This window comes from Neobacillus novalis NBRC 102450 (genome assembly GCF_001591805.1).
GTDB lineage: Bacteria > Bacillota > Bacilli > Bacillales > Cytobacillaceae > Neobacillus > Neobacillus novalis.
Window position 1 is genome coordinate 102,823 of the sequence record NZ_BCVP01000022.1, and the last position, 18,036, is coordinate 120,858.

An 18,036-nucleotide genomic window follows, 5' to 3' on the forward strand; every position below is an offset into this window, starting at 1 on the left:
ATATGCTGTTTTATAATCTGTTACCCGATTAGGAGTGAGGTGATTTTGTGGGATTAATCGATGATATGCTTAATGGAAGCCAACGTGCTTTATCAAGATTAATAACCTTATCAGAAAATGACGAAGAGGCTCGTCAAGAAATTATAAAAAGGATTTTTCATTCCATCGGAAATGCACATATCGTTGGCATAACAGGCCCTCCAGGGGTTGGTAAGAGCACTACGGTCGATGCTGTGGTAACCGAATTAAGAGGAAGGGGTAAAAGGGTAGGGGTAATTGCTGTTGATCCTAGTAGCCCATTTTCACAAGGTGCCGTGCTTGGAGACAGAATACGGATGCAAGGAAATGATGAGAATGAAAACCTTTTTATCAGAAGCTTAGCAAGCCGTGGCAAGCTCGGTGGATTGTCAAAAGTAACCAATGATGTAGTGAAATTATTGGATGCCTTTGGGATGGATGTCATTATCATTGAAACCGTAGGTACAGGGCAATCGGAATACGAAATTGCCAAAATGGCCCATACAACGGTAATCGTTCTATCTCCCGGTTATGGCGATGGAATCCAAGCCATCAAAGCGGGTATTCTTGAAACGGGCGATATTTTTATCGTCAATAAGGCAGATATGAATGGAGCAGCACACGCGGTGAAAGACATTGTTGGCACCGTTGAGTTCAATTTTGCGGTCAATGAATGGACTCCACCAGTAATACCAGTAATCGCTAAAAAACAAGAAGGAATAGAAATATTTGTTAATGAACTGGAAAACCACTATAACTATTTAAAGGAATCAAATTTGATGGAGAAAAAGAGTAAAGATCGAATCGAACAAGAAATAGAGGAACATATCACCAGTTGGATTGAGACAAATGTATTAAATTATATAAGTCACTCTGGGCAAAAACAAAAAATCATTGAACAAATTTATCAAAAAATGGACGATCCCATTTCACTGATTCACTCTCACATTAAAGAAATGATAAATGGGAATTTTGTAAAATAATTGACCAAATGAATATAGCTATAATCAGGGTGCCTGACCACTGGCTTTGCGCAAAAGTGTATATTTTGAATTTATGTAAAATATCCACATCCATACATTTGTGTAAAATGAAAAAAAGAGCAACAGGTAGAATGGTACCTGTAGGTAAGACACTTGTAAAAAAGAGTGTTCAACCTGTCCTGGATTCCTTATAAAGTACACGTGGGATAGTGAGAGTGCAATCAACCTTGATAAAAGGAATCAATTTGATGAAGACTTTTCCAAAAAGGCAAGAATGGCTTTTGATGCTGTTGGAGGAATTTGAAACAAAAGTTGTTTGGTTTGTCATAAAATCTACCGTGCAATTCAAGTCCAATTTCACCTGATTTCGAAAAAATAGAACAGACAAGGCTCTGTTCTACTTTTTGAATTTCAGAAATTAAACTCGTTATTCCGCCGCTACCCAATCCTTAAAAAACGCAGCATCCTTCTGTTTGAAGTAGGAAGCCATAAAGCGAATGGCCTCATTGGTGTCGACTTCTTTTCCTTGATACGTCTGGTAGAAGGAATGAAGGAAGGCTTCAGCCTGCTTAGCATCACTGTTTGATAGCTCCCAGACTTTTATTGGGATTAGGCAGTATACACTAGCGTAATAGTTTTTTCCGTATTCAGCGAGAGGTGACCCTGCAGGGACTAATGCTTGTTTGTCGATTGCTTGTTCTAAAGCATTTCTTGGTTGTTCCATGAGTGTGTCAACTGAGTCTTTTCCACATTAATAAAATAGAGCATGGTGGCAAGGGAAGTTAGTCCTTCGTCAATCCAAGCATGATAATATGGATCGTTGCTCACCCCATGATAGAACCATTGGTGTGCTGTTTCATGGACAACTGTTTCATTAATTGCAGGTTCCTCAGGTGTGGTATTAACTTCTACAATCCCTGGATATTCCATTCCACCGCCGTTTATTACAATATCCAACTGTTTAAACGGATACGGTCCAAACTTTTGTTTAAAATAGCTTAAAACTTTTTTAACCTCGAGCGTTTCTTCAATCTTTTTGGCATCACCTTGACTTCCAATCACTCGGATGGAGACACCATCAGCCCTGTGGACTTTACCATCATATTTTGAACGATTGCCATATAAAATTCTTTAATATGCTTCATGGAAACCGTTCCATTATTCGTGCCTTCCTTAGCATCTTGTTCCGCAGAACTAAAAACGGAATACCCCTGTGGTACCTGGTAATGAACCGTGAAATCACTATAATCTGTATGATACGATTCTCCTGTTAAACTAAAATCTTCCTTTTCCCAACCATTCTTATATTCTGCTAACATTGGATACCACTGGGCTAAATAAAAGTTTCCGTTCGATTCGGATAGCCTGGCTCCCTTTTCCGGTATGGTCATGGAGTATTCAATTTCCACTTTTGCTTCAGCGCCAGCATTCATCCCATTCACTGGTTTTAGCAGCAAAATGTCATTTTTGAGATCAAACGGCGTATATTCCCCATTTATTGCTACTCGTGTGATAGAAAAGGTTGAGGCACTAGTCATCCGTTCGGGTTTATTTTCCTTCGTAAACGCATTTGGAATAAAATAAAATACGAGTTCGTTCCATATGTCACTCGATAGGTTGTTCACCGTGATGGCTGATTTTACCTGAAAGGTCTTATTATCATCTAACTCTACATTCAATTCATAGGCTGCTTTGTTCTGATTGGCGGAAGTCTGTGGTGCAAATGTGTCTATGGCAGAGATTAAACTGGGTAGTTGAATAGTTGGCTGCTGTGCTTTTTTATATGTAAGTGGCTTTTCTTTTGGGGATTCCTGTGTTGCAGGTTATGTTGGCTGTTCCGTTTTGGCTGCAGGCTTGGGCTTACTCTTTTCCTTATCCGAAGCAGCTTGTTGCTGACAGCCTGTTCCTAACAAGAAAGTGATGCCGATTGCCATTGTTAATAGTTTTCTTTTCATATTGTTCCCCCTAAAATAATCTATACCTTGGTTAGACGTGAAAGGATTCCTGGTAGTTACAATTTTTAGAAAATTATCCTTTGTTTATTCGATTAACACATTTTGGATCCCCAGCCTTACCCAAAATGGCTTTTATTTTGATTTTGGAGTCAGTCCCCCGTCGCATTAACGCTTTATTTCGGCGGGGGGACTGATCCCATTTTTCGGGTTACCCCTTTTAGTTATTAATTCGTAACTGCGAATGTATTTCCTGCAAATATAAGAATATATTGTTTAGTGTGAAGGACATTTTGAAAATGGGTTGGTGCGAGATAATCTTTGAATTTGAATAGGCGGCTTTGGCCGTCCTATTTTTTTTGAATAAAAGCATATAAATTAAAGGGAAATGACAACCCATTGGTGAAATAATTATATGAATATTCAAATAAAGGAGCTGGTTTTGATGATTTCTCCGTTAACACCATTGGACTGGAAGCGCAGGGCGGTTAAATATTATCCGCAAAAGGTCGCGGTCATTGATGGCGAAAAGGAATTTACATATCGTGAATTTGGCCGGCGTGTTGACCAGTTGTCTTCCGCATTAAATCAAGCAGGTATTGATCAGGGCGACCATGTTGCCGTAATGCTGCCGAACACGCATTATATGCTGGAATGCTTTTATGGCATCTGCCAGCTTGGTGCGGTCATGGTCCCATTAAATTACCGGCTGTCAGCGGAGGATTTAGAATATATCATCCGTCACAGCGATGCGAAAATGTTAATTGTTGATTCGGAATTTAGCGCACCAATTGAAAAAATCGTCGATCTTCTGCCTATCGAACAAATCGTAATCGTACCAGTAGAGGGACATGAAACTTCATTAAATGGTGTCTCTTATGAGGATTTTCTTGAACATGCTGGTGAATCATTTCCCGAGGTGGAAATTGATGAAAATCAGCTCCTCACTCTAAATTATACGAGCGGCACGACCTCCAAGCCAAAAGGGGTCATGCTGACACATCGCGGCAATTACCTGAATGCGGCCAATTTTCTATACCATCTGAACGTTCAGCATGATGATGTCTACCTCCATACATTGCCCATGTTCCATGCCAATGGGTGGGGCGGTGTCTGGGCAATCACAGCAGCAGGAGGCACCCATGTCTGCTTACGTAAAGTAGACCCACCGCTTATTCTTGAATTGTTTGAAAGCAAACAAATTTCGTTATTATGCGGTGCACCGACAGTGGTCAATATGCTTGTCAATGACCCTCGGGCCAAGGAAGTCGAGATTAAGACGAGTCCAAGAATGGCGACGGCAGGGGCTCCACCGGCAGCTGCCCTCATACATAAAGCTCAAGAGATTCTTGGCTTAAATATGATTCATGTCTATGGTCTGACGGAAACATCGCCTTTCATTCTCTACTGTGAATGGAAAAAGGAATTTGCGGGAATATCTGCGGATGAACAAGCGACAATTAAGGCAAGACAAGGAATTGAGCTCGTATTTAACGGGGAAACGAAGGTTGTTCGCCAAGACGGTGAAGAAGTAGCCTGGAACGGGCAGGAATTGGGAGAAATCGTAACCCGCGGGAATGTCGTCATGGCGGGATATTACAAGGATCCGGTTACAACTGCCGCGGCAATCAGGGATGGTTGGTTCCATACCGGTGATTTGGCAGTTACCTATCCGGACGGCTATATCGAAATCCGGGATCGTGCCAAGGACTTGATTATTTCCGGCGGAGAAAATATTTCTTCCACCGAGGTTGAGGGAATACTCTACAAGCATCCTGATGTTTTGGAGACAGCGGTCATCGCCATCCCTGATGAAAAATGGGGTGAGGTGCCAAAAGCGATCATCGTGTTGAAGCCTGAGGGTAAGGTAACGGAAGCTGAGATAATTGAATTCTGCCGTTTGATGATGGCTCATTTTAAAGCTCCTAAGGCAGTGGAGTTTGTGGATTCCTTGCCAAAAACCGCAACAGGAAAACTACAAAAATATCGTTTAAGGGAAATGTACTGGTCAGGACCGAAGAAAGTTAATTAATTATTCTATGAAAGGGCAGTAAAAGGTGATGATCAAATGCAAACAACAACAGAAATAATTGTGCAGGAAGTAGACCTGGATTATCTGGGCCATGTGAACTATAACAAATATATTGCCTACTTAGAACAAGGTGTGGGGGATTGGTACGACGGTGTGGGGGTATCACATGCCTATCTTGCGGAAAATAAAATCGGCACCGTTTTAGTTAAATTGGAGGTATCCTACTTAAAGGAAGCCAGATTAGGAGATTTACTCAGAGTGGTAACAACCCCGAGTAAAGTTGGCACGAAAAGTTTTGTCATGAGGCAGGAAATCTATAATCAACGTGATGAGCTTATTACTGAATCCACGAAAATCTTTGTCATGTTCAATATTTCATCAAGAAAAAGCACGCCCGTCATCGAGCAAATTAGATCCGGATTCGTGGATGAAGATTAAAATTTATGGAGATAATCGGCTTTGCCGCGAAGAGCAAGGCCGATTTTTTTTATTCGTAAGATTATTATTGCGGTTATTTGCTGCAAATAGCATTTAGTGTATTTAAGCGATAAAATAAGTAGGAATGAATGAAGTGAGGGGAATAGCATAGTGGCTCAGGTGGATTATTTTCTTCCTTTCGTAGCAGATCCCCTTGAGGGAACCGTCTATTGCTAGACTGAACATGTGTCCGAAAATGTTCGGTCTTTTTTAATTTATGAATTTCTTAAATTTATAATAACCCAATTTTTTGAAAATGCAACTTAAAGATTCAGTTCGTTTTATCAAAGGTTGTGGAAGTTCACCCTGGTGCTGTAATAGGTTCAAGAATTTTAAGTTGTTGCGGATTTCCTATGTTTTCATCAAATAAGTATAACCAAAGTACTACCAGCAGTCCCTGTAACAATTTTTTCATAGGGCTAATTAATTGAATATTCTGAATACAATTGGCACATCAAATACACATTTCTACTGCCTTTTATTGGAGGCATAAAATCTTGAACGCAATAGGAAGTCTTGGTTTTAATCAACTTCAAGGAATAGTTGAGAGTGATGAAACCTTCTTTCGTGAGTCAATGAAAGGAAGTGAAATCACCCATAGAAAATCCAAGAAGCGTGGAGAAAAAGACAAAAAGAGAGGGATTTCTTACCTTAAAATTGCCGTTACAGTTGCACAAGACCGTAATGGCGACAAAAACAGCGTGTAAAGAAAGGAATTTACCACGTTCAACACGTTAATAACTTTCATTATCGCTTAAAAACTTGGATGGAGCGTTTTCAAGGAGTAGCAACGAAATATCTTGACAACTACCTCTACTGGTTCCGATGGCTTGAACTAGGTATAAACTTAGCATTTGAAAATCGAGTTGAACAAATGCTTATTTCTGCCTGTCAAAAATCTAATTATTAAACCGTAGAAATGTTGAGAAGTGCATAATAAAAGACCCCATACAAGGAGTCTTTTCAAGGTGTAATTACTTTTTTCCTTACGATATCTGAAATTACAAATGAAATTGCAGGTACCAACAGCAGTAGAACAATCCAATTGTTAAAACTAATGTAAAGCAATGGCGTGATAAAAGCAATAACACCAAAAAATATAGACAATCGAGATTTTCTCTTTACTCCAAAAATAAGCAAAATGAGTGCTATAACAACTAATGATACTAGAGAGAAATTTAACAAGTTCATATCCCCACCTCCAACATTTCCTTATTTTTATTATATCATTGGTTAATTTTTACAAAAAAGAAGATCCATACATGTGCACCTTTTCCTGATCGAGATCGTTCTATGTTAACGGGAATATGACTATTTTTGCATTCCTTTACAAATGCCAAAAGGTCCTGTTGCCAGTTTTGTTTATCAAAATCGAATGCAAGAAAAACACACATATCATCTTGAAGAAGGGGGTATATTGCCGGGGTGTAACACTTCTTTCCATTGTTAGATTCATATCGGTATGCAAATACATCTGTTCTACCCTTAAATAAACTTTTAAAAAGATTGATTTTATATATAGGTAGTGCTCGATTACTAATAATGTTTGCATTGTTTGTAATTTCTGCCTTTTCTTCCCGTCGATGCATCATATTTGATAGCAGCCGTTTTAGATGTTCATTTTCCGTTTTTAGCTGATTTAACTCTTTTATTACAAGATCATATTTCATTTTATTCCCTCAAAATAGTTTAGTTTTGTATAATTCCATTATACAATAATAGGAAAGCCAAATTCAAAAAGTGTAACATTGGAGGGGATATTTGTGAAAATCAAAGTAACAGACTTAAAAAAGCAGTTAAAAGAATATGACCAAAAAGAACTAATTGAATTAATTGTTGAGATGTACAAAACAAATAAAGAGATTCAAAACTACCTATCCAGTAAATTCCTGGGGGAAGAAGTAATTGAAACTCTTTTCTTAAAGGCTCGAGGAAAAATAGAGAATGAATTTTTTCCAAATCGAGGAAATGCGAAGCTTCGTTTGGTGGAAGCAAAAAAGGAGATTAATGCGTTTAAGAAGGCGACAAATGATGAGATACGGACAGTTGAACTTATGCTTTTTTATGTGGAACAGGGTATTGAATTCACATGTGCATATGGGGACATTTCAGAAAACTTTTACATGAGTATGGAGAAAATGTTTGATCAGGTAGCTATGGAATGTGATGGGAATGAAGAACTATATAAACATTTTTCTACAAGGTTGCATGTTGTTCTATCTAGGGCAAACGGATCTGGCTGGGGGTTCTACGAAGCTTTGATGGATTCGTATTACAGAATAGAATGGGTTCATGATGAAGACGAGGATGAGTAGACCTCTCCCCTAATTATTAAAATAATCCACCCTTGAGTTAGCGTCTCATGCGTTATAAAGGGGAAGCCTACCCAGAAGGACTAAAAGCAACAGGTGTTCCTGTTGAAGCAACGCGCAATGTTGGGATTGATCCACTGATTCTAATAGATGCCACGGGGTGCTAGCTCAGGCGCTTTACGGGATTAACTAGGCAGTTAATGCTTTGAAGCAAGCTTTTTGTTCCGGCATGGTTCATAGTGGTGAAAGTCCACTACAGGTTTGGCAGTAGAATCAAGGTGCCATTTTCCCTAAACATGTTAACCCCCTAAGTGCAGGCACCATCTTTAGAATGGTCGGTCTTTGTTAAAGCTATTTGGTTCTTTTAAGGTCACAGAAGCAAATCTTTTTAAAGGAAATTTTCCAATGTGATTTTTTGAAACTTCGGTTCAGCTTGATATGAATATCTATCAGGGGATTTAACATAATCTTTACCATTGATTATGTCTTTGGGATCAAGAAATAAATGAATCGGCTCATTCGAATTAATTTCAATTTCTTCATACTTATTTCCATAGGCTCCACCGAAAATGTAGCAATAATCAGCATTTTTAGGTTCCTCATTTTGCATAAAGTTAGCTAAAGCAAAATGACTTTTTAATTCATTATTTGGCCCTTTATAGCATACTTGTGTAGGTTTAATAATAAATCTCGATATACCAGCTACATAGACTTCTTCTTCATCAAACTTAATGTCAAAGGGTAATTGCTCTTCTGATAAAAATGTCCTCATGTTAAAGTCTAAACCCCAAATCTCAATAGCTAGAATGTCATTAAAGCTTAATAAACGGACAAAACGTGATTCACCAAAACCTATTTCCTCTTCAAATTTATCGAATGATAACTTAAATTGTAATTGCAATTAGGGCAACCTCCTTAATACTATCTGTTTTAAAGTATATAATTGGTGACTAGCGGTGCCATCTGATATGTAACTTTCCTGTAATTCAGGATGGGGCATAGTTGTTCTTGAAACAAGGTCATAACCCAATTCTTTTAAATCGTTTGAAGAAACTTTCCAAACTGATTTAAAATACCGATTTTTAATGCTCCCAACAACAACCAACAAACCAAACTAGAAAATGATGATGTTGATAAGGAAAAATCTTTCTTAACTTCTTGTTAAAAGTGGAGTTTTTATTCATGATGCTCCGCTTGAAACTGGATCCAGCAAAGCAAACCTTAATCATGGTTTTTTTCGATACCTATTTACAGTTAACAGAAGAAGAGGAACAAAAAGTCATAGAAGAGGTGAGGGAAATGAGAGCAAAAGAAACCGATAAAGTAATGGAAATTATTAATTCGTATGAACGACGTGGAAGAGAACTTGGAAAAGAAGAAGGAAAAATAGAAGGAAAACTGGAAGCCATTAGGATGGTTGCAAAAAGGATGAAAGAAAAGGGTAGACCAATTCAAGAAATTGCTGAAATGACAGGTTTGCAAATAGAGGAGATTGAGCGATTGTAGGTGATGGGAATTTGTATCAGTAAAGCAGCAATTAAATTTAGGAGTGATTTTAATGAAAACATTTGAAGCATTAGAATGGCTTAAAAGTAACAACAATCCATCAGCGTTAGCAACTGATAGGTTTGGTGAAACAGCTAATGCAATAAAATTTGTTGAAAAAATCTATGAACTTGGTGCACTAAAGGTAAATGTTATAGGTATTCTTGATGAACAAGAAAGAATAGAAGATGAAGGGGGACCATATGCTACAGCTCTGATTGTAGATTTACCGCAAGACCACGAAAAGCGAAATAGGATTATTGAGTTTTATAAAATAGAAATTGAAGAACAAGGGATATGCGAAGGAGAAGGAATTCTGGAATGGAATGAAAGCAAAATAAAAGAAGGTAGGTTAGGGTTTGGTTGGGGCTAATATGTATCCCACTGTAGAAACATTTTATTGAACTATAAGGGGCTTGATTTAATAGGCAGCAAAATAAATAAAGAGAATCGGTCAATTCATATTGGACTTGGCTATTTTACTTTTGTATACCAAATTGCACCGCAGATTGTGGTGCAATTTGGTATGCATTTTACTTTACATCTTCAGTTGTAAATTAACGTTTTGCAATAGGTAACGGAACCCGTTAAGACAAGGAACTGTTCTATTTTTTGTATTTAAGAAATTAAACTTAGTTATTCCGCCGCCACCCAATCCTTAAAAAACACAGCATCCTTCTGTTTGAAGTAGGAAGCCATAAAGCGAATGGCCTCATTGGTGTCGACTTCTTTTCCTTGATACGTCTGGTAGAAGGAATGAAGGAAGGCTTCAGCCTGCTTAGCATCACTGTTTGACAGCTCCCAGACTTTTATTGGAATTAGGCAGTAAACACTAGCGTAATAGTTTTTTCCGTATTGAGAGAGAGGTGACCCTGCAGGGACTAATGCTTGTTTGTCGATTGCTTGTTCTAAAGCATTTCTTGTTTGTTCCATGATTGTGTCAACTGGAGTCTTTTCCACATTCATAAAATACGATGGCTATATAAAATTCTTTAATATGCTTCATGGAAACCGTTCCATTATTCGTGCCTTCCTTAGCATCTTGTTCCACAGAACTAAAAACGGAATACCCCTGTGGTACCTTGTAATGAACCGTGAAATCACTATAATCTGTATGATACGATTCCCCGGTTAAGCTAAAATCTTCCTTTTCCCAACCATTCTTATATTCTGCTAACATTGGATACCACTGGGCTAAAAATAATTTTTTCGTTCGATTCGGATAGCCTGGCTCCATTTTCTGGAATGGTCATGGAGTATTCAATTTCCACTTTTGCTTCAGCACCAGCTTCCATCCCATTCACTGGTTTTAGTAGCAAAATGTCATTTTTGAGATCAAACGGCGTAGATTCCCCATTTATTGCTACTCGTTTGATTGATACAGTTGAGGCACTAGTCATCCGTTCGGGTTTATTTTCCTTCGTAAACGCATTTGGAATAAAATAAAATACGAGTTCGTTCCATATGTCACTCGATAGGTTGTTCACCGTGATTGCTGATTTTACCTGAAAGGTCTTGCTATCATCTAATTCTACATTCAATTCATAGGCTGCTTTGTTTTGATTGGTGGAAGTCTGTGGTGCAAATGTGCCTATGGCAGAGATAAATTTGGGTAGTTGAATAGCTGGCTGCTGTGCTTTTTTATTTGATTTTAGTGTTGGATTATAGTAAATACGGAGATCAATGAATAATGCGACTTTTTTCAACATTATCACTAAAAAAGGCTTAAATATAAAACAATAAACGACCAGTTCTTTAGTATCCTGGTTCTTCCTATTGGCACATTCTGTCAAAACCAGTAGAATAGTAAGATAAGAGTGCTTTATAATCTTATTTTTGAAATAAGAATAACTAGTAAAGATTAATTATATAATGGTTATTATTGGATATTTGTACTGCGGAAAGAGGTCCTGTTAATGAAAGATAAGTTAATACATATGAGGGATAAGATCAATGATATCAGTCGGCGAAACCGCTCAATCAGATTGCTGAAGCTTTATAATAAATGGAGCTTTGATTTAACAGAGCTAGATTCTTTATCAAAGTTATCGAAAGAAAAGGCAAGTGTGTCTGTAGTAGAACAAATCATGAATCAATCCAAGAATGAAATCACCCTTTTAAAGCCCACTATTAATAATGAAGTATCAATGAAACTTTCTAGAAAACTTACTGATTTATTTAGAAATATTAAAGGAATTGAAGATGAAACAGGAATTCATGATTTTTATCTCGGTTTTCCGTTTTTGTCTGGAACATTATCGGATGGAACATTTTTTCAAGCTCCATTATTTTTATACCCGGTAAGGCTTGAAAAAAACAATGTTAACGCACAAAAATGGGTAATCAAAAAAGATGAAGAAGGTTCTCAGATTAACCGGACTTTGTTTTTAGCATTTAAAAAGCTAAACAACCTAAGCTTTACAGAGGATTTCTTTGAACAGGCTGCAGAAGTATCTAGCAAATACAACTATGATGATTGGCTTTTGTTTTTAAAAAAATATGAAATGAATGTATCATTTTCACCAAAAGGTATTTCCAAACTGAAAGAATATAGTAAAGAAGAAGTTCCCGAAGTTGCCGGCTTTACATTGATAGAAAATGCGGTCATAGGAAATTTCCCACAGGGTGGGTCCTCGTTAGTTAAAGATTATGAGGAACTTATTCTCCTATCGGAGGAAAGTGATTTATCCTTAGCCGGCGAGTTAATAGAGCCCCAAGACGTGGAAATTGATACTGTTGGTGACCTGCCCGAAAACATTAAAGAGGATAACCTTAATAAACCAGACATTTTAAACCTATTACAAGCAGACGGATCACAAGAAGAAATTTTAAAAGAGGCTCGTTATAAAAAAGGAATCGTTGTTCATGGGCCACCAGGAACGGGTAAATCCCAAGTGATTGTTAATCTTATTACGGACGCTCTTCAACAAGAGAAGAAAATACTTGTGGTTTGCCAAAAGCGTGCTGCATTAGATGTCGTCTACCAACGCCTTGATGGCTTGGGGTTAAGTAATCACGTCGCACTGGTACATGATGAAAAGAATGACCGGAAAAAGCTCTATGCAAAAGTTGGGGCCGTTCTAGAACAAAATCAGGTGTCTTTTGAGAATGCGAAGAATCAGTTATCTTCTACTTCAAAGAAATTATCTTCTCAAGAAGAAATATTGAACAGTATTGCTGCTGCTTTGTACAGTTACCAAGACTTTGGCTTGAGATTATATGATTTATACGGATTAGCAAAACCGATAGGGGAAACCACTCAAATCATTGATCTACAAGAGGTGCTCCCGGCATTAAATAAAGACGTTTTAGTGGATATATCTGAAAAAGTGTACACCTATGCGGAATGGTTTGATCGCTTTGGTGATGAAGATTTTCCATTAAAAGAGCGTAAAACCTTCGCCCATTTTAATATGAAAGAAAAGCTAGAAGCCATCGAGCTACTTAATGACGTGATTGCTAAAGCGAAGCAATCGGTTGAATACATTGAGTCATTAGACCATGAAAAAATTACTCCAGGGTACACGTGGTTAATTGAAAGTAAATTAGATAAAATTTATCCTGATTTAGAGGATGGGACGAAAAGAACTTTACAGGGTTTAAGACTTTGGTGGTGGACCTCGGTTTCTGGAAAAAACATTATCGAAGAATTACTTGAGGGCGGGAAATTTAAAGGGACAAGTTCATCTGAATGGCTAAATATTAAGAAATCTCTAGTGATTATGCATGAGCTGGGTAAAGTGACAAAAACAATGTCTGAGGAAGTAGACAAGCTTAAAAAATATTTGAATGATTCAAAAGTGAATATTCTGAAAACAAGAATATCGGAAGGTGATATTCCGTTAAATGAATTAGATAAAATGTTGGAATTCATCCATCGTGATTTTGAAGAGCTGCAGCAAATGGATGTTTATTGGAATCATTGTTCCGAGATAGAGAAGAAAGTGATTCTTCTTCTTCAAAAGAAAACAGCGAAGAATGAATTAACTCTGTCTGATTACTGGGTAGATTTATTTAAAAACTCCGCTTATGTCCAATGGATTGACCAAACAGAAAAAAGAAATCCGCAGGTGCAAAAGATTTCAACCAATGAGTTTTCGAGAATTAGACAATCATTCGCAGGGCTGATCGAGGAAAGAAGAAAAGTTGGGACTCAGTTTCTGCTTCATAACCTTACCAAAAAGGTGGATTCCGTTCAAACCAACCATTCAAGGAATATTAAAGAGTTGAAGCATCAGGTTGGAAAGAAGAGACAGGTTTGGCCGCTACGAAGATTGGTAAATGAATTTGCAGGAAATGGGCTCGTAGACATAATGCCAGTATGGCTGGCTTCGCCCGAAATTGTTTCATCTATTTTTCCTTTACGAGAAGGATTATTTGATTTAGTGATTTTTGATGAAGCGTCACAATGTACGGTGGAAAGTGGGATTCCTGCTGTATACCGGGCAAAACAGGTAATAATTGCGGGCGATGAAAAACAGCTTCCGCCCTATAATTTGTTTCAATCCTCTTTTGTTAACGACGATGATGAGGAAGAAGAATACGATACAGACGATTCCATCAGTCTGTTAAATTTAGCGAAGAGAAGATTTTCTGAAAAGCTTCTCCAGTGGCACTATCGTTCTAAATATGAAGAGTTAATCAATTACTCCAACCATGCCTTCTATAATGGTCATGTACAAATAGCTCCAAATGTTGTTCCATTTAAAAATCCACCCGCAATCAAGTGGAAAAAAGTTGATGGAAGATGGATTAATCAGTCAAATGAAGTTGAGGCAATTGAGGCCGTCAATATTCTTAAGGAAATTTTAATCAATCAGCCGGGAAAAACGGTGGGGATTATCACTTTTAACTCAAAGCAGCAAACGAAAATCCAGGATCAGATTGATAAATTAGTAAGTGAGGATGAGGAATTTAGCGCGGTTTATAATCAAATGTTAACCAAGGATCTCGATGAACGTGTTTTTGTTAAAAATATTGAAAATGTTCAAGGGGATGAAAGGGATTTTATCCTATTCTCGATTACCTATGCGAAAAACGAAGAGGGCAAGGTTTATAACCGCTTTGGGGATCTTAATAAAAAAGGAGGGGAAAACCGTCTGAACGTTGCGGTTTCACGGGCAAAAGAAGGAATTACTGTTGTTTCTAGTATTGAACCGGAAGAACTGAATGTGGCTAGCACCTCTCATATGGGTCCTAAATTGTTGAAATCCTATTTAAAGTACGTAAGAGCTGTTTCAAATTCGCAAGTTGATCAGATAAACGCTGTTGTCCAAGAGGTAAATGAAAATGTGAATACACATGTGCAAGAAAAGGAATTGCACTTTGATTCTCCGTTTGAAGAACAAGTGTATCATCAACTGAGAAATCTTGGGTATGAGGTTACAACACAGGTTGGTATGTCTGGATACCGAATCGACATGGCCATTGTTCACCCGCATGATTCATCCCGATATATAGTGGGAATCGAGTGCGATGGAGCCATGTATCACAGCTCGGCCAATGCCAAGGAGAGAGACGTCTATCGTCAGCGGTTCTTAGAAAGCAGAGGCTGGACAATCGAACGAATCTGGAGCAGGAACTGGTGGAAGAACTCATCGGCAGAGATTGAGAGAATTGATCAGAAAGTGAAAGAATTGTTAAAAAGAGATGATGTTCGAGAGGAAATTGTTAATTAATTTACAAGTATCAGTAACTTAATTGGGGGTTACTGATACTTTTTTTAATTGATCTATCCCAATTAAATTTAAAGATAATCCTATTCATCTATTCATAAACACCTCCTTTGTGTCCGCTTTTAAATTAGCAATATTTTAGTAAATTTGTCTCCAATGGGAGGGAAAAAAAAGCTTTTGTAGAACTTATCTAGTAGAAATTTTATTTGGATTTGGGGAATTAAAGTGCAGATTAGAATTGAATTTAACAAGGAAATAATTGCAATTGACTGAATGCAAAAAGGAGATGAGATTGTACTGTGATTTTGTTTCTTTTTCAGCAAATGATATGAAATGAATTATGAAAGTAGGCGAGAAGAATGTATTGTCGGTACTGTGGAAATCAATTAGGCGTGCAAGATTATTTCTGTTCAAGTTGTGGAAAAGCAGCCACTGATGAAAAAGTGAGTTCAGAGGCTGCAGCTTCTGTCGAATACATGGCACCTGTTGAAAGTGAGGACTCTTTGGAGGCACAGTTGGAAGAATCATTTGTCCGTAAAAACTATGATTTTTATATTAACAAGTGGAATAAGCTAGAGAATAAAGATTCGAAGATTAGTTGGAATTGGGCGACATTCTTTCTGGGACCATTTTGGTTTGGTTACCGAAAAATGTATATTCCTGTCCTCTTAATTGGAGTTATCTACTTTCTGGTGGATTTATTCTTTTTTCTAATCCATTATCAATTTTCAGAGGATAATTATTTCGTTGATCCGATACAAAACCTTGTATTGTTTCCTTTATTTATTATTTTGGGTTTATTTGGAAATTATATTTATTTAAAACATGCAAATCGTTATATTAATCAGGTAAATCTAAAACCTTTTGATAATGAACAAAAGAAAACCTGGTTAAAAAGTAAAGGTGGTACCAGTTGGTTGGGTGTATTATTTACGATATTATTTGTTTTATTTTATGGAATTGTATCCGCTTTTTTAATTCCCACCAATGTAGACCAAATCCATACTGTAAAAGATGGTTCTTTTTACAATTATCCTACCACTACCATTGGTAAAGGTTTTGATAATTTCTTTAATGATACTCACTGGGAATATGTATCTTCTGGTAGCCCATATGATGTCGTTCGTTTTTCGGGTATTGTTATGAGTGATGGGGAAGAGGTAAAAGTAATCATAGATTTTGTTATTACAGACAATTCTTTTGAAATTCATTCATCAACAGTGAATGGTAATAAATTAGCTAATGAGGAAATTGAAACCATGATTGATACTATATTTAATTCAAATGAAAATGTAATTCACAATTAAATGATTAAAACTCGAAGTAGGAATTGGGAAATATGACCACCACCGATTTTTCCTTCAATTTTTTGATTGAATAAAAAAGGAGAATAAAAAATGAGTACTGTTCAAAAAGGTCATTAAATTTTGATTTTATTACTCAATAAAAAACTCCTTTGTAGAAGACTTGTTTGTTTAGGGAACAAAACAAGGTCAACAACTTCTACTATAGGAGTTTTTTTATGTATTGAAGACCCCTTTAATTACATTTTTTATTATTTTTCAGTGCGTGCTAGGCCAGTGGGGGGCAGGCACCATATTTGGAAAGAAAATTACTAAAACCTAGGGTTCAATTATGATAAAATGTTAGGAAAGTTATCTTCAATCAGGGGGAGCAAAATGAGGAAGCACAAAATATTAGCTATCTTAGAAAAAGAATTAGTAGTTGCCCTTGGTTGTACAGAACCAGTAGCGATTGCACTGGCTGCCGCAACGGCAAAAAGCCATGCAAATGGACAAATACAGGTAATCCGTTTAAAAGCGAGTGGAAATATTATTAAAAATGCAAAATCTGTTGGGATTCCGGGGATGTCGGCTAAAGGTCTAGAATTCGCAGCCGCGCTTGGAGCGGTAGCTGGTGACCCAAATAAGAAATTGGAAATTTTAGATGGACTGACAAAGGAAGATGAGCGGTTGGCATTAAAACTCATTGAAGGAGGTAAAGTAACTGCCGGCCAAGCGGATACACCGAAAAGACTTTATATTGAAGTCATTGTAGAAACCGATATACAGACTTCTAAAGTAGTCATTTCTGATAATCATAGCAATATCACCTTAATCGAAGTAGATGGGAAAGCTGTGTACCTTGGCGGATGTGAGAATATCGGAATTCAATCGAATGAAGAGAAATTCGATGCTCTTACGATTGATGAATTATATAAATGGGTATTAACGGCGGACATTAAAGACTTAACCCTTGTAAAAAAGAGCATCGAATTGAATCGAATCATTGGATTAGAAGGACTTTCCGGGGATTATGGTCTAAATGTAGGGAGAACGATTAAAGATAATGTAAAAAAAGGAATTCTATCCGATGATATAGCTACAGCGGCCATGTCTCTTGCCGCCGCTGGTTCAGATGCCAGGATGGCAGGTTCCACACTTCCGGTGATGGCGAATACTGGGAGTGGAAATCAAGGGATTGCCGTTACACTTCCTGTTGTCGCCGCGGCACAAAAACTGAAAGTATCAGAGGAAAAGATGATTCGTGCCGTTGCACTGAGCCATCTTATCACCATCCATATTAAATCTAGATTTGGCCGCCTTTCTGCATTATGTGGCGTTACCGCCGCCGGAATGGGGGCGAGTGGAGCGATTGTTTATTTATTAGATGGAGGCCTGCAGCAAATTAAAGCAGCCGTTCAAAATACGATTGGCAACGTATCAGGAATGATCTGCGACGGGGCTAAGGCAGGCTGTGCTATGAAGGTTTCGACCTGTTCAAATGTCGCAGTACAATCAGCTCTGTTGGCACTAAACCATCAAGAAATAAAATCGACTGACGGCTTTATCCACGATGATGTGGAAAAAAGTATTGAAAGCTTCTGCAAACTTGGAAATGAAGGTACAAAGCAAACCGATGAACTCATTTTAAAATTAATGATGGAAAAATAATAGTTGAATTAGAGTGCAAGGGGACATACACAAGAAGAGTATCCAGTGTTTTTGCATACTCTTCCGGAAAGTTTTAGAGCAATAAAAT

18 protein-coding genes and 1 pseudogene are annotated in these 18,036 nt (G+C 37.5%); 10 read left to right on the forward strand and 9 right to left on the reverse strand.

The annotated features are described in order from the left end of the window. Positions 1 to 47 precede the first annotated feature (47 nt). Positions 48 to 1,001, forward strand: coding sequence for a methylmalonyl Co-A mutase-associated GTPase MeaB (gene meaB, locus BANVL01_RS16750; RefSeq protein ID WP_066147991.1), 954 nt, complete (start codon positions 48 to 50; stop codon positions 999 to 1,001). A gap of 427 nt (positions 1,002 to 1,428) precedes the next feature. Here meaB and BANVL01_RS16755 read toward each other — a convergent pair whose 3' ends face one another. The 4 genes from BANVL01_RS16755 to BANVL01_RS28625 form a co-directional block, all read right to left on the reverse strand. After that, on the reverse strand, positions 1,429 to 1,725 hold the full coding sequence (locus BANVL01_RS16755; RefSeq protein ID WP_066087995.1) for a hypothetical protein: 297 nt from the start codon (positions 1,723 to 1,725) through the stop codon (positions 1,429 to 1,431). After that, entirely contained in the window at positions 1,701 to 2,063 is a 363-nt protein-coding gene (locus tag BANVL01_RS16760) for a M1 family aminopeptidase (RefSeq protein ID WP_066087992.1), read from the reverse strand. The genes BANVL01_RS16755 and BANVL01_RS16760 overlap by 25 nt, the downstream gene beginning before the upstream one ends. After that, positions 2,060 to 2,680, reverse strand: a complete 621-nt coding sequence (locus BANVL01_RS16765; RefSeq protein ID WP_066087988.1) for a gluzincin family metallopeptidase — start codon at positions 2,678 to 2,680, stop codon at positions 2,060 to 2,062. Before BANVL01_RS16765 ends, BANVL01_RS16760 begins: the two co-directional genes overlap by 4 nt. Before the next feature lie 144 nt (positions 2,681 to 2,824). After that, the gene (locus BANVL01_RS28625) at positions 2,825 to 2,956 is read right to left on the reverse strand and encodes a hypothetical protein (protein ID WP_268874947.1); all 132 of its coding nucleotides are present in this window, start codon (positions 2,954 to 2,956) and stop codon (positions 2,825 to 2,827) included. Positions 2,957 to 3,398: 442 nt separating this feature from the next. Here BANVL01_RS28625 and BANVL01_RS16770 point away from each other — a divergent pair, with 442 nt between their 5' ends. The 3 genes and pseudogenes from BANVL01_RS16770 to BANVL01_RS27360 form a co-directional block, all read left to right on the forward strand. Further along, a complete protein-coding gene (locus BANVL01_RS16770) occupies positions 3,399 to 4,985 on the forward strand; it encodes a long-chain-fatty-acid--CoA ligase (RefSeq protein ID WP_066096596.1) in 1,587 nt (528 codons plus the stop codon). Positions 4,986 to 5,021: 36 nt separating this feature from the next. Then, entirely contained in the window at positions 5,022 to 5,423 is a 402-nt protein-coding gene (locus BANVL01_RS16775) for an acyl-CoA thioesterase (protein WP_066087984.1), read from the forward strand. A gap of 494 nt (positions 5,424 to 5,917) precedes the next feature. Then, a pseudogene (locus BANVL01_RS27360) lies at positions 5,918 to 6,372 on the forward strand (IS1595 family transposase); the annotation flags it as partial. Between the two features lie 316 nt (positions 6,373 to 6,688). Here the strand turns inward: BANVL01_RS27360 and BANVL01_RS16790 are convergent. Further along, a complete protein-coding gene (locus BANVL01_RS16790; protein WP_066087976.1) occupies positions 6,689 to 7,132 on the reverse strand; it encodes a TOTE conflict system archaeo-eukaryotic primase domain-containing protein in 444 nt (147 codons plus the stop codon). 93 nt (positions 7,133 to 7,225) lie between these two features. Between BANVL01_RS16790 and BANVL01_RS16795 the strand changes: the two genes are divergently transcribed. Then, entirely contained in the window at positions 7,226 to 7,777 is a 552-nt protein-coding gene (locus tag BANVL01_RS16795; protein WP_066147994.1) for a DUF6155 family protein, read from the forward strand. A 385-nt stretch (positions 7,778 to 8,162) separates the two neighbouring features. Here the strand turns inward: BANVL01_RS16795 and BANVL01_RS16800 are convergent, their stop codons facing one another. Continuing rightward, positions 8,163 to 8,675, reverse strand: coding sequence for a hypothetical protein (locus tag BANVL01_RS16800; protein WP_066087973.1), 513 nt, complete (start codon positions 8,673 to 8,675; stop codon positions 8,163 to 8,165). Between the two features lie 257 nt (positions 8,676 to 8,932). Here BANVL01_RS16800 and BANVL01_RS16805 point away from each other — a divergent pair, with 257 nt between their 5' ends. Next, complete coding sequence (locus tag BANVL01_RS16805; protein ID WP_218010673.1) at positions 8,933 to 9,280, forward strand: hypothetical protein; 348 nt, start codon at positions 8,933 to 8,935, stop codon at positions 9,278 to 9,280. A 52-nt stretch (positions 9,281 to 9,332) separates the two neighbouring features. After that, entirely contained in the window at positions 9,333 to 9,692 is a 360-nt protein-coding gene (locus tag BANVL01_RS16810; protein ID WP_066087966.1) for a hypothetical protein, read from the forward strand. A 263-nt stretch (positions 9,693 to 9,955) separates the two neighbouring features. On the opposite strand, the gene BANVL01_RS16815 is transcribed toward BANVL01_RS16810, so the two are convergent. Genes BANVL01_RS16815 through BANVL01_RS16825 form a run of 3 tightly spaced genes read right to left on the reverse strand, consistent with a single transcriptional unit; the run spans position 9,956 to position 11,034 of the window. Beyond that, complete coding sequence (locus BANVL01_RS16815) at positions 9,956 to 10,252, reverse strand: hypothetical protein (RefSeq protein WP_066087963.1); 297 nt, start codon at positions 10,250 to 10,252, stop codon at positions 9,956 to 9,958. A gap of 7 nt (positions 10,253 to 10,259) precedes the next feature. Next, a complete protein-coding gene (locus BANVL01_RS16820; RefSeq protein ID WP_066087958.1) occupies positions 10,260 to 10,499 on the reverse strand; it encodes a hypothetical protein in 240 nt (79 codons plus the stop codon). After that, on the reverse strand, positions 10,483 to 11,034 hold the full coding sequence (locus BANVL01_RS16825; protein ID WP_169803196.1) for a gluzincin family metallopeptidase: 552 nt from the start codon (positions 11,032 to 11,034) through the stop codon (positions 10,483 to 10,485). The genes BANVL01_RS16820 and BANVL01_RS16825 overlap by 17 nt, the downstream gene beginning before the upstream one ends. A gap of 201 nt (positions 11,035 to 11,235) precedes the next feature. On the opposite strand from BANVL01_RS16825, the gene BANVL01_RS16830 reads away from it, so the two are divergent. The 3 genes from BANVL01_RS16830 to BANVL01_RS16840 all read left to right on the forward strand — a co-directional run bounded on the left by BANVL01_RS16830 (position 11,236) and on the right by BANVL01_RS16840 (position 17,948). Next, positions 11,236 to 14,997: a PDDEXK-like endonuclease domain-containing protein gene (locus tag BANVL01_RS16830; RefSeq protein ID WP_066087952.1), complete on the forward strand. Its 3,762-nt coding sequence runs from the start codon at positions 11,236 to 11,238 to the stop codon at positions 14,995 to 14,997. A 389-nt stretch (positions 14,998 to 15,386) separates the two neighbouring features. After that, on the forward strand, positions 15,387 to 16,301 hold the full coding sequence (locus BANVL01_RS16835) for a DUF2628 domain-containing protein (RefSeq protein WP_218010674.1): 915 nt from the start codon (positions 15,387 to 15,389) through the stop codon (positions 16,299 to 16,301). 372 nt (positions 16,302 to 16,673) lie between these two features. Then, positions 16,674 to 17,948 carry an L-cysteine desulfidase family protein gene (locus tag BANVL01_RS16840; protein ID WP_066087946.1) on the forward strand — a complete coding sequence of 425 codons (1,275 nt, stop codon included), beginning with the start codon at positions 16,674 to 16,676 and terminating at the stop codon, positions 17,946 to 17,948. Positions 17,949 to 18,036: the final 88 nt, after the last annotated feature.

Bases quoted from the DNA above. Each gene is read 5' to 3' on its own strand.
- BANVL01_RS16755 (WP_066087995.1), bottom strand. From the start codon at position 1,725: ATGGAACAACCAAGAAATGCTTTAGAACAAGCAATCGACAAACAAGCA.
- BANVL01_RS28625 (WP_268874947.1), bottom strand. From the start codon at position 2,956: ATGAAAAGAAAACTATTAACAATGGCAATCGGCATCACTTTCTTGTTA.
- BANVL01_RS16770 (WP_066096596.1), top strand. From the start codon at position 3,399: ATGATTTCTCCGTTAACACCATTGGACTGGAAGCGCAGGGCGGTTAAA.
- BANVL01_RS16775 (WP_066087984.1), top strand. From the start codon at position 5,022: ATGCAAACAACAACAGAAATAATTGTGCAGGAAGTAGACCTGGATTAT.
- BANVL01_RS16790 (WP_066087976.1), bottom strand. From the start codon at position 7,132: ATGAAATATGATCTTGTAATAAAAGAGTTAAATCAGCTAAAAACGGAA.
- BANVL01_RS16810 (WP_066087966.1), top strand. From the start codon at position 9,333: ATGAAAACATTTGAAGCATTAGAATGGCTTAAAAGTAACAACAATCCA.
- BANVL01_RS16815 (WP_066087963.1), bottom strand. From the start codon at position 10,252: ATGGAACAAACAAGAAATGCTTTAGAACAAGCAATCGACAAACAAGCA.
- BANVL01_RS16820 (WP_066087958.1), bottom strand. From the start codon at position 10,499: ATGTTAGCAGAATATAAGAATGGTTGGGAAAAGGAAGATTTTAGCTTA.
- BANVL01_RS16830 (WP_066087952.1), top strand. From the start codon at position 11,236: ATGAAAGATAAGTTAATACATATGAGGGATAAGATCAATGATATCAGT.
- BANVL01_RS16840 (WP_066087946.1), top strand. From the start codon at position 16,674: ATGAGGAAGCACAAAATATTAGCTATCTTAGAAAAAGAATTAGTAGTT.